A 12,279-nucleotide genomic window follows, 5' to 3' on the forward strand; every position below is an offset into this window, starting at 1 on the left:
GGGCACGTAATTCCCAATCCGGCGTTGATCCATCAGTCCCGTGCCGCGTCGGCAGGTCGCTCGCAAGACCTGGGCCCGCGCCAGATCTACGAAGCTTTTCGCGACCAGATCCTGGCCGGGGTCTATGAACGGGGCAGTCAACTGCCGTCCTCCGGCGCTGGCGAATGAGCTCGGCGTTTCGGGAACCACGGTTACCGTCGCGTACGACCAGTTGGGCCGCGGAAGGTTTCATCGAGGTCATTCAAGGCGCAAGGACTCGCGTTTGCGTCGTCGCTCGTCCATAGCAGGGCCAGCAGCGCGGTGCCAAAACGGATCGGCCCATTGCTCTTCTGCGGCTACGGCGACCGAGCTTCGGGACCGAGATCATCGGTGCTCTGGAGCAGCTTCTTTGAGTTGCGTGCAAGCCGTCAAGTACTATCGGACACACGGGGAAATAGCTTTTGCATGCTGCCATGTTTTGGGATATCGACCTCCTCGTCGATGCCCGAGATGGCATAGCCTACCTGCTCCCAGGCTTTATAGAAAACGGTCTGCAGGGTGTGAGTAGCCAGCAGGCTTGCTCGTGCCGTCGGATGCATATAGCTCGGGCGACAGCGGAAGGGCCAGACGTTCATTCGTGTCTGCCGCGACTTCCGCGCCAATTCGTATCCAACAAGGAAGAAACTATGAGGCGGCAGACCCGACCGTTCACGGTGGAGATCAGACAGAAGCGCAGTTCTCAAAAACGGGGTCATTCCATCTGGGGCGATGTCGATCTCTCCGCAGCAATGGCCGAGACAACAAGGGAACTCAAGGAGATGGAGTTGCCAAATGGTCGCCTTATTGACTCTAGTGCCGTAGCACTTGATGCTGAACACATGCACAAACCGCGAGCGGAGCATCTTATGGCAAATCTCTTGGACGCTGAAACTGCAACGGAACCGGCAGCCAAAGTGGAAACGCCTGAAAAGAAGAAAGCACCACGGTCGCGGAAGGCGAAGGGTGAGCCTAGGCAGCCTGCCCGGAAGAATGCCGCCAATACGGCGCCTCAGGCGACGGAAGCACCAGCAGCGGCCGTGCGGACCGGACGGAAGATTTACTCTGAAAAGGAGCGTGCCCAGATGCTCGCCCAGATCGAGAAGTCTATCGGTGGCGGCGCCACTCACAAGGGTGCCGTAAAGCAGGCCGGCATCTCGGAACAGACCTACTATAAATGGAAGAAGGCTGCGCCGCCTGCGTCGGATGGTGACAATCTGAAGGACCTCGTCGCGCTTGAGGAAGAAAACAAGCGACTGAAGAGCCTGCTCGCGGCACGCTTGCGCAAGGAGAACGCGGAACTGACTAGGAAACTGGGGCTGTAATAAACGCTGAATCGCGGACCGGAGCGGATACGTATTCGTCGTCGACGCCGTCCGAGCGCTCATTATCTGCTCCAATGCCGAGGGCGCCACTCTTTTGTAGAACGCGGTATAAAGGTGAAGGCGTTGTGCGGACCGCCGGTCTCGGCCACCGCGCGGTTTTACTCGCCGGCGGGGCGATTGGCCGTCGCTTTGAACATCAGAGGTCGAAATAAAGCGCATGCCGGATTTCCCGGCGGCCGGTCGGCGCTGCCTATCTTGTACCACGCCATATGGATGACGATGGGCGCAGTGATGGGGGAGATGACGACCGCCTCATTGTAGAGCAGGAAATTCGTTGCCTTGATGTCGTCGGGTGGCCGCCAGAACCAGAGCGGTCACAAACGCGCCGCAGGTCGCAAAAAGTGTCCCGCGAGCGACCGAAGATTTATCGATTGCCTTCGGTTGTGGTGGCCGGGCGGTGTGCAAGGTTCGAGCGAAGTGAGTCGTCCCTCATTTTGAAGGTGACGCGCCCTCGTACCCTCACTGGGAGAAAGTGAATCAGTGGACAGCGCCGGGCCGGGATGAGCCCTCAGCAGGCTTCCAGGCTCGATGCTTCCGGCGACAGGCGATCATGGTGGGCCTTGCGAGTCGCTTTGCGATAAGAGCGGGCTTTTGCGATTTTCGCTTTTGCTGCTCCTGAAATCTCGGCTATGAAGCGGACTGGCTTATGGCCTGCCCACATCGACATGGTTACAAAGGAATACGATTATGGCGACCGGAACGGTAAAGTGGTTCAACAGCACCAAGGGATTTGGATTTATCCAGCCCGACAATGGTGGTCAGGATGTTTTCGTCCACATTTCGGCTGTCGAACGAGCGGGCCTTTCGACCCTTAATGAGGGCCAGAAGATCAACTACGAGATCGAACAGGACCGCCGTACCGGCAAGTCCTCCGCTGGCAGTCTCAGCAAAGCTAGCTGAACTTTTCTGCGTCTGCCCGGCAAGATTCGGGCAGACGTGCCACCGACCGCCGCATAGAGCGGACAAGAGCATGGATCCATCGCCGACCGGGGCAGATTTGTGGGAAGCTGCTAATTCCTACTGAAACAAGATGTTTGCGAGTGAAGAGGAGCAGGTCCCCGCTCTCATGTTCTGCAGTGAACCTCTCCATTGTGATTGTTCCTGGAATGTGGGTCTGACGCTCTCTCGATCCAGTGTGGCCGGGGGATGAACGAGCAATTCAAGCGGCCTCCAGTGATTGACACCTCCGGGATCAAGAGGGCCGGGTACATTGGCCCCGAAGGTACTTGGACACATCAAGCCACGTTGGACATCTTTGGTGACCAAGTTGAACTCGTTCCGTTCAGCGATGGATTGTTCGAAACATATGAAAAGGGCTGCGTCGACGTTGCATGCGCCCCAGTTACGACCTCTCTGGTCGGAACCACTCCTTACCTCGATCAAATCCTGAGCTTGAGGTCTCCCAGGATCATCGCCGAGTATCCGAAGATCCTGAGCTACAGCCTGATTGCAAGCGAGGATGCAAGTTTCTCGACGATCACTAAGGTAATGGGCCATCCCGTAGCCTTGCAGGAGGTGGCCGCGTGGCTCGACGAGAACATGCCGAACGTTGAGCGAGAGAGCCGCACGGGAGCGACATCTTTCGTGGCTGAGCAAAAGTCTCCTTCGATAGCGGCATTTGGTCCTGCACTTGGAGCCAAGCTGTACAATCTGCAGTTCTTGCGAACAGGAATCGAAGAAGGGCTACATAACGTAACCCGGTGGTGGGTGCTTGGGCGCAAGACTCCTGCGCCGACTGGATTCGACCGGACGACACTTCATCTCCGCGTTTCAGAGCAAAACCTCAATTATATTCTGAAGATGTTCTCGAAGGAAGATTTATTCGTTCTCAACATCTATGAGCGTCCGACATGCGAGCGGCTGGACACCCATCAGTATGTCATCGATGTCGCTGGACATGTTTCGACGAACCCGGCGCTGGCTGCGTTGGCCGCGATCGATGGCATTAGAATTCTGGGATCGTACCCGCGTCTTTACTAGCTATGGCTAGACCTCACCGAGGCGAAGAACGGTGGCCCGCCCTTTCGTGCGCATCTTTCCCAATCCGCAGGCTGTATGCGGCTGGTTCCCCAATCCGCAGAGCTGTATGGCTGGTTCGGGCGCTGGGTGGTTGAGATCCATGAGACCTGGCTCGAGGCGACCCGCTACCTCAACATGGAGCATCTCTCGCGAGCACAAGAAGGAGAGCCTGAGGGCATTGGCCGCCTGAGCGCGGCCCGGTGCGCCCGCCGCTCCGCTACATGGGGGCTGCTCGGCGGACGCATCCCGTCGCCGCCAGCCATTTTGCAGAACTTGACGCACAAGTCGATCGCAACTTGTCGTCCAAGCACGATTCCCCTCGATCCGCTGATCTAGCGCAGGGCGTTCGCTGGCCGCATGTGGACAATGGTTCCGTGCACATCCTAAGGAATCCATTTATGAAATTTCTATTCACTGCGATGGCTGTTGCGCTGGTGGCAGCCACAGCTTTTGCTGCGCAGTCCATTCCGCCAGACCTCAGAGAAACGGCACTGGCCATCTTCAAGCCCTTGCCATCCATACCGGAGGTCACCAACAACCCGAGGACGCCGGAGAAGATTGCCCTCGGCAAGGCGCTGTTTTTCGATCCACGCCTCTCGTCCTCAGGCGTTTTCTCTTGCAACTCATGCCACAACCTGGCCACCGGAGGTGACGACAATCGTGAAACTTCCATTGGCCATGGTTGGCAGAAGGGGCAGCGCAACGCGCCGACGGTGTTTAACTCTGTTTTCAACAAATCGCAGTTTTGGGACGGTCGCGCCGAAGACCTGAAAGCTCAGGCCAAAGGGCCGATACAGGGCGGTGCCGAGATGGCCAACACATCGCACCAAGTGGTCGAGACACTCAAATCGATGCCGCAATATATGGAGTGGTTCCAGTCAGCTTTCCCGGGGGAGGCCGAACCCATCACCTTCGATAATCTAACCAATGCACTCGCAGACTACGAGGCGACACTGGTCACGCCGGCGCCCTTCGACGCCTTCCTCACTGGCGATGACACCGCCATCGGTCCCGAAGGAAAACAGGGCCTGGCCCTTTTTATAGAAAAGGGCTGCTCGTCCTGCCATTCCGGCGTCAATCTTGGAGGGGAAGGCTACTATCCGTTCGGAGTCGTTGAGAAGCCTAGCGCCAACGTTCTGCCGGAGAACGACAAGGGACGATTTGCCATCACCAATGTACCAGAGGATTCCTATGTTTTCCGCGTGGCACCGCTGCGCAACGTAGCAATCACGGCGCCGTACTTTCATTCGGGCAAGGTTTGGGACCTGAGACAGGCCGTCGCCACCATGGGGACCACGCAGCTTGGCGAAGAATTAACGCAATACGAAGTCGACCGGATCGTTGCCTTCCTTAATTCACTGACCGGAAAGCTACCGAAGATAGCTTATCCCCTCTTACCCACTGAAACGGCGGCAACACCTCGACCTCAATCGCAGATCTTGGGAAAATAGCGATCGCGTCGGGCGCGTGAGCATTGGTTTCCGTCATCGACTGGGCCAATGCCACCAGCGCGACGTCATCGGATCAGGCCGCGATGCGTCGGTGAAGATGGGAGTGCGCAGGTGGCGGGGGCAATAACTTGTGCACCCAGCCGCGTTGGGTGAAGGCGACGGGACAGCTGCTCGCCGAAATGCTGCACCATGTCGTTTCGTTCGAACTCGCCGTTGCACCAGCACGTCCGGCCCGATCTCCTCCTGCCAGAGGATCTCCGCCTCAGTCTCCCTCTTTAAGAAGGCATTGTAATCGACATAGCCCGCTGGTCTTTCGCATGGGCGGCTGGTTCAATGAGCGTGTACTGCAGCCCACCATTGACCCAATTCTTTAGATCTCGTCGTCGCGGCCGCCGCCCAGAAACGCAGCATTGCTGTCGGAACCTCGGTCGACTCGACAGAGAGCGATGGCGCCACGGCGTTTTGCGTCAAGAGTTAGGTGTGGCGATGATCCAGTCCCTCAGGGGGGATCTGGTCGAGTTCGCGCCGGTGGAGCCGCGCGGCTGGTCACTGTGCGTGAATCGCTCGTATGTGCTGCGGAATCACTATTTGTAAGTGTTTCCCTATCCTTCATCCCGACCGCTGTGATCGGTCGTACTCTTCCAACAGCCAACATCGCGGGTCACGGCCGAACCGCAACCGAGCTGCGCCGCGCCGTCGGAAACGTCTGGTCACGTTTGGCAGGTGCGCGTTGGAAACGGTGGTTCCGTGACACACTATCGCCACCGTTTAGCCGCGGTCGCCCCAATCATCCACGACATAGCCGGCGTTGCCCTGAGACGGTTCGGTCCGGCACCGGCTCAAACCCAACCCCCTGCGCAAGGATCAGTGCCGGATCGAACCACCCTGCAGCTCTTGCTTGGAGGAATTAGGTGCGATTCCGAACTGCAAATGGCGGACTTCAGAAGCAAGCTCATCCGCTTCATTGATCGATACTGGTTCCCAAATAAGGCCGGTATCACCGACCGCAGCGAGCGTCGGATCGCGCGAGCGCCACTGGCGAACCGGGCCAGACCCTCTCGAACAGGTGTGGCCGCGCGATTTTGCTTTGATGGAGGCGCGGATCCTTGTTGCACGACCGCTGCATGTTCCCAACCGCTACAGGCGAGACGGAAATGGAAGAGGCGATGGCCGAAGCACTCGCCGCCCATGGTGATGCGCAGATCGTCGCAGATGGTAAAGTCCGACAGTCCCTGTCGGCCGGTCGCGTGACGCTGTGCGAAGATGATCTCCTTCTCGCCCCCGCTCAGCGCCCTCCACCGGACAATCCGGCGCTCAAGGGTGCGCCTCACGCCGTCGGGAACGGCATCCTCCCCGAACTCGTCCTGCACGGTCTCGAAGATGGTAACGGACAGGATGCCATCGATCTTGAGCAACTCCTCTATTCGGCGGAGAGAACTTCACCGCCTTGTCGGAACATTGCAGGATGCGCTGTGGGGGCTGGGTGGTGTGCCGGCGGAACACCGCAGTGACTCGCTCTCGGCCGCCTGCAAGAACCTCGATGCCGACGCCCAGTGCGATTTCACCCAAAGCTACCAGGCTCTGTGTCGCCATTACGGAATGTGCGCCACCCGCAACAGCCGCGGCGAAGCCAATGAGAACGGATCGATCGAAGCCCCTCATGGCCACCTGAAGCGGCGCCTCGACCAGGCTCTGCGCCGCCGGCCGCGATTTCGCCAGCATCGAGGACTATCGCCGCTTCGTCGAGAAGGAGGTTGCCAAGCAGAACCGGCGCCGGGCTAAGCTTTTGGAGGAAGAGCGCCGCCTGCTCCAGCCGCTGCCGCCGCGGCAAACGACCGATTTCACCCTGGTCCGGACGTCACGCGCAACAGTACGATCAGCAACGCCTGGGGCTTGCGCTTCAGGTTCGCGACGAAGTGCCGGAAATCGATACTGTGCCCCGACCGGGTTGTCTGACGCGGATCCGGTTGGTGGTCATCACCTGGTCCGGCCCGAGGAAGAGGTCGATGCGGTCATCATACAGATGGGCGTGGAGGCGCCGCCCGATGGCGCGCGACGCTGCGCTACATGGTCTACCGAGACGCTTGCGCGGGACGCCCGAATGGCCGGCTGCATAGCCCCTCACGTGGCCACATCTAAACAACGTGACGACGCCGCCAAAGCTTATCGACCTCGACTCGAGCGTTCTCTGCTTCTCGTGGAAGACGCTAAATCAGCTCGTGCGTTAGCGGCGCCCCGCGGTTCAGCAACCGGCCGATTCGATCCTCTTGCCGTTGAGTATTCCGACGGCACGACGGGAGGCCGGGGCAGCGAGTCCAGTTGGTTGGCAGACACCAGAACTGATTGCACTGCGTTTTGATTAGGATCCATTCCGAAGGCTTCGCGAATCATCCGTGATGCGATTTCCGTTTTTTTGTCTTCAGGAAAACGGGACAATGCCGTGCGTACACTTTTGGCGAACTCGGGTGAGATCACTTGTGGTTCTGCATATTTGTCGTAGGATGTGGGTGCGTCGTGCTTCCTGCGCAAATCGTTGCGAACGTCGTCATCACTGTCCGGATGCAGGAGCGGAATCAACCCCTCAACACGGTTTTTCAGGAATTCAGCCTCGCTTTTGTCCATCGACCAAGGACCTTGCCAGGCTGGCTCTCGGCCCCATGCGCTGTCCTTCAACCGAACAGCGGGACCGTTGGCCCAGGCATCCATGACCACGGTTGAGCTCGTATCGCGGCTTTCGCGCCACAGTTCGTTCCAGGTGTGAGCCGCATTGACTGGGATCTCATCACCTTCGTCGGTTATTTGTTTCATTGGAACGGTAGCAGCATAGGTCGTACTGAACTCGTTGGCCGCCATGTGTGGGGCGTGGACGATGGCGGAAAGGGGAGCGGTCTGATCGCAGACCGCCGCTCCCATGAGTACGGCCCGTGCAACCTTGTTGGTGGCGTCTATTCCCCGCAGTGCTACCGACGATCCGATGCCGTTGTGGCCGTGCGAGGGAATGTCGTCCGCCTTAACGTTTCCCCGGCCATGCTTGAGCAGCAGGCGGACGTCGTGAACCGTTTGCCCGGCCGTCGCGAGTCTTCTCGGGCTCGTGACCTCGTCACCGACGACAAACGCTCCCATATGGTAGGCGGCCTGCTGGATCTGATGTTGCTCCAGAGGCACATCTCCGCCCCATCGCAAACTGTCGGGAAGCGTACCCAGCGAGACCCTCAGCGCTGATATGCTGCTCTCAAAGTTCGATGCCGTGGATTCTCGCGTGTCATGTGCGGAATGTCGAGCCGATCCGGAGGATTTGGAGCCGCAAATTCCCAATCTTTTCACCTTTCTGATCACCTAGGGTAAGGTACGTAGCGCGACGATTATGGGGACCGGTGGGCGTCGATTATGATGGCCGGTTGGAGGCCGCGCCGCGCGGTGTGATTCGACTATCAGGAGGCTGTGGATTTGGCAACGGCTCAGCGACAACTACGGGAGTTGTAATTGCCGCTGAACCGTGCGTTGGCGGTGTTCGACGTGGGTCGAGTGGCGACGGCTAATTGTCGCGAGCGACAATTGCACCAACGCCGCTACGATGCGCACTTGTTCGGGTGTGCCTGCGTGTGTCGCCGACGTCCGCGCGCGGTGCCGTGAGATCGTAGAGGAAGTAGCATCCGGGTAGGTCGGGAGGCCTGTCACGATGACGACCGTGTGGTTCAGTACCGGAACCGGCGCCCACAGCAAAGGGACATGATTTCCCTTGACGCGCGTCGGGGTAGCGCGATCTGCCTTCGGCAGAGAGCTCGGCGCATCGAGTGGCGAGGTAAGCGCCGAAATCGCGATCGACCAAGGCGGCAAGAAACAGGACGAGTTTGCCTGGAAGGGCGGCGACCTGTGGTGCCATGGCAATGCTATTAGCGCGGCGCCGTGCCAATTGCCGACCAGGACGCGGCTGATTTCCTCGCCAAGGGAGGAGGATAGCCGCGGGTATCGGCTGGAAAGGCGATGGCCGTCGTCCAAACGCTCCAGCATGCAGGCCTGCTCTCAAAGGAGATGCTGCTGCGGGCGACAACATGCCGGGGTTTTCCAACGAGGGGTAGGAGCAGGCGAAAGAGGCGGCGTCGGCATGCCATTCGTGCCGTCAGGCTGCGAAACATGCATCGCCTTTGAGCCCAACTTCATCATATTCTTTGGATTAAATGGGCTCTCGGCGTGACCCAGAGCGCTGGGAGAACCTCTGCGAGACTACAAGTGTAACACCAAATTGGTTTAGCAGACCAAGCTTGGGTGGTAACCTCATGGGGTAGAGAAACGCCTTTGGAGGCCGAGCAATGGATCGGGATAGCAGACCAAAACGTGCAGCTGGAAGTTCATCCCGCGACGGGAGGAGGGCCGAGGAACGGCGTAACAATCATGGCCTTCCAGGCGGGCCACTGACCAATGTTGCAGAACGGTTAGTAAGCCCTAACCCGCGCGATACAGCACGCGATCTTGGGAGCTTCAAATCCGCCGAGAGGCAAATGCGACGTGCCGTTCAGGACGTGGCACCCGGGCACGAATCTGACCTCAGCAGATTTGATAGGCGCAACAACCAGCTCGGACGATCAGCCAACGATCTGGTCGACAGATTGACGGCCGGATTGGGGTTCAACTCGGATGATGTAGCATTGTTCCAAGTCCAGGCGGCTAGTAATGTAGGCCATTTTCTAGGGCCCCAGAAGCAGACTGCTCTTGTTAATCGCATTGGCAACATGGACCCAATGGAGCAAGCTCTAGGGGTTATGTTTGTGGCGCAAAACTTCAGTAAGTTTAATGACCAAAATAAATCTCGCATTTTTGAGCAGGCCATTGAATTGGCTGCTGACCCCCATCAGCACCACATGGTCAAGGTGACCGCCGAAAATGCCATTGTGGCCGCGTATCACCAGTTAGACGCAAATCAACAAGCGCAAGCTAACTTACTTCCCGACCTGCATGGCCTGTTGCAGAACATGCCTCCGCCGCAGCATGCAGCAGAGGAACGGAGTGCGAATTTGGACGGCCACATAGCAGGCATTGCGGCTTCAGTTCGTGATACAGTAGGCCCGCAAACCTCCTATGAACAGCTGCGGCGGGGTGGTCAAGTCGGGCAGTCCATAAGCCACGCCTACAATCACGCCCGAGAGGATCTAATGACTGCCTCCAGAAGCAGAGATCGGTCCGGCCGTTGAGGTCTCGGCCATGGTAAGTGACGCTTTTTCCCCGAATTCCGTTCCCGGCCTTGCCATTTCCAATTCGCTGGCCCTTGGCGCACTGCTTTAGGGTAACTTTCAAAAACCACGTCTGCCGGGTGGTGCGATGCAAGCACCGCACCACCCGCTCGGCATCGATCTGTCGAGCGGCGACATCGCGCGACGTCGGTCCAGTGTCTGAAAGCAAGCGCAGCATTAGCTATGAACGATGGCTTCAACAAAAAACACGCCCCCCAACATAGCTCTTAGCATCGCGTGCTCGCTCGCCTTGGGCTTCTGCGCGGCAAGTCTGTATGCAACGTTCCGCCACTGGCGTGGCGGCGAGGCTTTGATGACGTTTGACGTCCGTGCCTTTTGGTTTGAGACGCCCTTCTATCTGGGTTTCGCAACCCCCGTCTTCTATCGGGGCGTAGCTATCGTGCTCTCAACGTCCGCGGTCGTGTTGCTGATTCAGCAGATCGTAACACGGCGCAACCTCGAACATCACGGGACGGCGCGCTGGGCGCGAGTGGATGAGATGCGACGCCCGGGTTATCTGCGACGATACCGTGCCGTGACAGGCCCGGTATTTGGGAAGATGACTGGCCCTTTCTGGCCTGGCTACTACCTAACCAATGGCGAGCAGCCTCACAGCCTTATCGTCGCACCGACCCGTGCTGGTAAGGGCGTCGGCATAGTCATTCCAACGCTACTTACATTCAAAGGCTCGGTGATAGCTCTCGACGTCAAGGGGGAGCTCTTTGAGCTTACCTCGAGGGCGCGCCAGGCCGCCGGCGCCGAGGTGTTCAAATTTGCGCCGCTGGATTCTGAGCGGCGCACGAATTGCTATAATCCGGTATTGGACCTTATTGCGCTGTCTCCACAGCAGCAATTCACTGAGGCCCGCCGCTTGGCGGCAAACCTCATTACAGCGAAGGGGGAGGGCGCGGAAGGTTTCGTCAACGGCGCGCGAGATCTCTTTGTCGCGGGGATCCTTGCCTGCATCGAACGGGGCACGCCAACAATCGGCGCCGTCTATGACCTCTTCGCCCAGCCGGGGGAGAAGTTTAAGCTCTTCGCGCGACTCGCCATGGAGACCCGGAACAAAGAGGCACAACGCATCTTCGACGACATGGCCGGGAACGATACAAAAATCCTAACCTCCTACACGTCCGTCCTTGGCGATGGCGGGCTCAATTTGTGGGCGGATCCCGCTGTAAAGGCGGCGACAAGTCGCTCAGATTTTTCGGTCTATGATCTTCGCCGTCGCAAAACGTGCATCTATCTTTGCGTTAGTCCGAACGATCTTGAGGTGGTCGCGCCTTTGATACGCCTGTTCTTTCAGCAAGTCGTTTCAATTTTACAGCGGTCAATGCCTCGCCGGGATGAAAAATACGAAGTCCTGTTTCTGCTCGATGAATTCAAACACTTGGGTAAGCTGGAGGCGATCGAGACGGCAATTACGACCATCGCCGGCTACAAGGGTCGCTTCATGCTCATCATCCAAAGCCTCTCGGCACTGACGGGGGCCTATGGCGAGGCTGGCAAGCAGAATTTTCTCAGCAATACCGGCCTGCAAGTGTTCATGGCCACTGCCGATGACGAGACTCCGAACTACATTTCCAAGGCCATCGGTGAATACACGTTTGAAGCCAAATCGATTTCCTACAGCCAAGCGCGAACGTTCGACTGGAACATTCAGAATTCACACCAAGGTGCACCGCTGTTGCGTCCGGAACAGGTTCGGCTGCTCGATGACGACTACGAGATCGTTCTCATCAAAGGTCTCCCACCATTGCGATTGAGGAAGGTGCGATATTTTTCGGATCGTATTCTGAAACGCATCTTTGAAAGCCAGGCAGGCGCCCTCCCGGAGCCGGCACCCTTGACGATAGAAGACGAGGGGCTCTCGGCAGAATCTCAACTCGATGAGCCGCTGCCTGAATTGACGCAGGACTTTGACGATACAGTTTGATGTGAGGATAGTATGGACCCGCGAAATAGCAATCCATCCCGTGTAACAGCTTCCTCGCAGGTGCAGGACGCCGGCGTGGAAGAGGGAGGGCAAGCGGTCCAGGCCCGGCAAATGGGCGTTGAGCAGCCCCTTGCCGAGGTGTTCCTGCCGTTCGATGATCGAGCTGAGGAGTCGCCAACCAATCCGGAGGAGGTTCTGCGACTGGAACAGGGATTGAGCGAAGTGCTTCAGCGATGGCACGATGA

At 58.3% G+C, this 12,279-nt stretch carries 9 protein-coding genes and 5 pseudogenes; 9 read left to right on the forward strand and 5 right to left on the reverse strand.

From position 1 onward, the window contains the following. Positions 1-24 precede the first annotated feature (24 nt). Positions 25-363: pseudogene (locus tag CK230_RS33845) on the forward strand (winged helix-turn-helix domain-containing protein); the annotation flags it as partial. Positions 364-407: 44 nt separating this feature from the next. On the opposite strand, the gene CK230_RS33350 reads toward CK230_RS33845, so the two are convergent. Beyond that, positions 408-614: a hypothetical protein gene (locus CK230_RS33350; protein WP_176480267.1), complete on the reverse strand. Its 207-nt coding sequence runs from the start codon at positions 612-614 to the stop codon at positions 408-410. Positions 615-665: 51 nt separating this feature from the next. Here CK230_RS33350 and CK230_RS29145 point away from each other — a divergent pair, with 51 nt between their 5' ends. Continuing rightward, positions 666-1,340 (forward strand): transposase, encoded by a 675-nt coding sequence (locus CK230_RS29145; RefSeq protein WP_245330157.1) that lies wholly within the window; start codon positions 666-668, stop codon positions 1,338-1,340. Between the two features lie 57 nt (positions 1,341-1,397). Here CK230_RS29145 and CK230_RS33850 read toward each other — a convergent pair. Beyond that, positions 1,398-1,888, reverse strand: a pseudogene (locus CK230_RS33850) (insulinase family protein); the annotation flags it as partial. A gap of 199 nt (positions 1,889-2,087) precedes the next feature. Between CK230_RS33850 and CK230_RS29150 the strand changes: the two are divergent. The 4 genes from CK230_RS29150 (at position 2,088) to CK230_RS29165 (ending at position 4,870) form a co-directional block, all read left to right on the forward strand. Continuing rightward, complete coding sequence (locus CK230_RS29150; RefSeq protein WP_067318763.1) at positions 2,088-2,300, forward strand: cold-shock protein; 213 nt, start codon at positions 2,088-2,090, stop codon at positions 2,298-2,300. A gap of 246 nt (positions 2,301-2,546) precedes the next feature. Beyond that, positions 2,547-3,380: a prephenate dehydratase domain-containing protein gene (locus CK230_RS29155; RefSeq protein WP_141246136.1), complete on the forward strand. Its 834-nt coding sequence runs from the start codon at positions 2,547-2,549 to the stop codon at positions 3,378-3,380. 75 nt (positions 3,381-3,455) lie between these two features. Continuing rightward, entirely contained in the window at positions 3,456-3,755 is a 300-nt protein-coding gene (locus CK230_RS29160; RefSeq protein WP_095795873.1) for a hypothetical protein, read from the forward strand. A gap of 62 nt (positions 3,756-3,817) precedes the next feature. After that, a complete protein-coding gene (locus CK230_RS29165; RefSeq protein ID WP_095795872.1) occupies positions 3,818-4,870 on the forward strand; it encodes a cytochrome-c peroxidase in 1,053 nt (350 codons plus the stop codon). 45 nt (positions 4,871-4,915) lie between these two features. Here CK230_RS29165 and CK230_RS33855 read toward each other — a convergent pair. Both CK230_RS33855 and CK230_RS33860 read right to left on the reverse strand, forming a co-directional pair. Then, positions 4,916-5,164 (reverse strand): annotated as a pseudogene (locus CK230_RS33855) (5-methyltetrahydropteroyltriglutamate--homocysteine S-methyltransferase); the annotation flags it as partial. Positions 5,165-5,982: 818 nt separating this feature from the next. After that, positions 5,983-6,297, reverse strand: a pseudogene (locus CK230_RS33860) (IS21 family transposase); the annotation flags it as partial. Between CK230_RS33860 and CK230_RS29180 the strand changes: the two are divergent. Beyond that, a pseudogene (locus tag CK230_RS29180) lies at positions 6,297-6,751 on the forward strand (IS21 family transposase); the annotation flags it as partial. The pseudogenes CK230_RS33860 and CK230_RS29180 sit on opposite strands and share 1 nt — an antisense overlap. Positions 6,752-7,033: 282 nt before the next feature. Here CK230_RS29180 and CK230_RS33360 read toward each other — a convergent pair. Next, positions 7,034-8,035 carry a type III secretion protein gene (locus CK230_RS33360; protein ID WP_176480269.1) on the reverse strand — a complete coding sequence of 334 codons (1,002 nt, stop codon included), beginning with the start codon at positions 8,033-8,035 and terminating at the stop codon, positions 7,034-7,036. 1,334 nt (positions 8,036-9,369) lie between these two features. Between CK230_RS33360 and CK230_RS29190 the strand changes: the two genes are divergently transcribed. After that, positions 9,370-10,059: a hypothetical protein gene (locus CK230_RS29190; RefSeq protein ID WP_245330156.1), complete on the forward strand. Its 690-nt coding sequence runs from the start codon at positions 9,370-9,372 to the stop codon at positions 10,057-10,059. A 229-nt stretch (positions 10,060-10,288) separates the two neighbouring features. Continuing rightward, a complete protein-coding gene (gene virD4, locus CK230_RS29195) occupies positions 10,289-12,034 on the forward strand; it encodes a type IV secretion system ATPase VirD4 (RefSeq protein WP_095795870.1) in 1,746 nt (581 codons plus the stop codon). The last annotated feature ends 245 nt before the right edge of the window (positions 12,035-12,279 follow it).

Source organism: Mesorhizobium sp. WSM3859 (assembly GCF_002295065.1).
Lineage (GTDB): Bacteria > Pseudomonadota > Alphaproteobacteria > Rhizobiales > Rhizobiaceae > Mesorhizobium.

Coding starts and splice junctions, on each gene's coding strand:
- virD4 (WP_095795870.1), top strand. CDS start 10,289: ATGGCTTCAACAAAAAACACGCCCCCCAACATAGCTCTTAGCATCGCG.
- CK230_RS33350 (WP_176480267.1), bottom strand. CDS start 614: ATGAACGTCTGGCCCTTCCGCTGTCGCCCGAGCTATATGCATCCGACG.
- CK230_RS29155 (WP_141246136.1), top strand. CDS start 2,547: ATGAACGAGCAATTCAAGCGGCCTCCAGTGATTGACACCTCCGGGATC.
- CK230_RS29160 (WP_095795873.1), top strand. CDS start 3,456: ATGCGGCTGGTTCCCCAATCCGCAGAGCTGTATGGCTGGTTCGGGCGC.
- CK230_RS29165 (WP_095795872.1), top strand. CDS start 3,818: ATGAAATTTCTATTCACTGCGATGGCTGTTGCGCTGGTGGCAGCCACA.
- CK230_RS29190 (WP_245330156.1), top strand. CDS start 9,370: ATGCGACGTGCCGTTCAGGACGTGGCACCCGGGCACGAATCTGACCTC.
- CK230_RS29145 (WP_245330157.1), top strand. CDS start 666: ATGAGGCGGCAGACCCGACCGTTCACGGTGGAGATCAGACAGAAGCGC.
- CK230_RS29150 (WP_067318763.1), top strand. CDS start 2,088: ATGGCGACCGGAACGGTAAAGTGGTTCAACAGCACCAAGGGATTTGGA.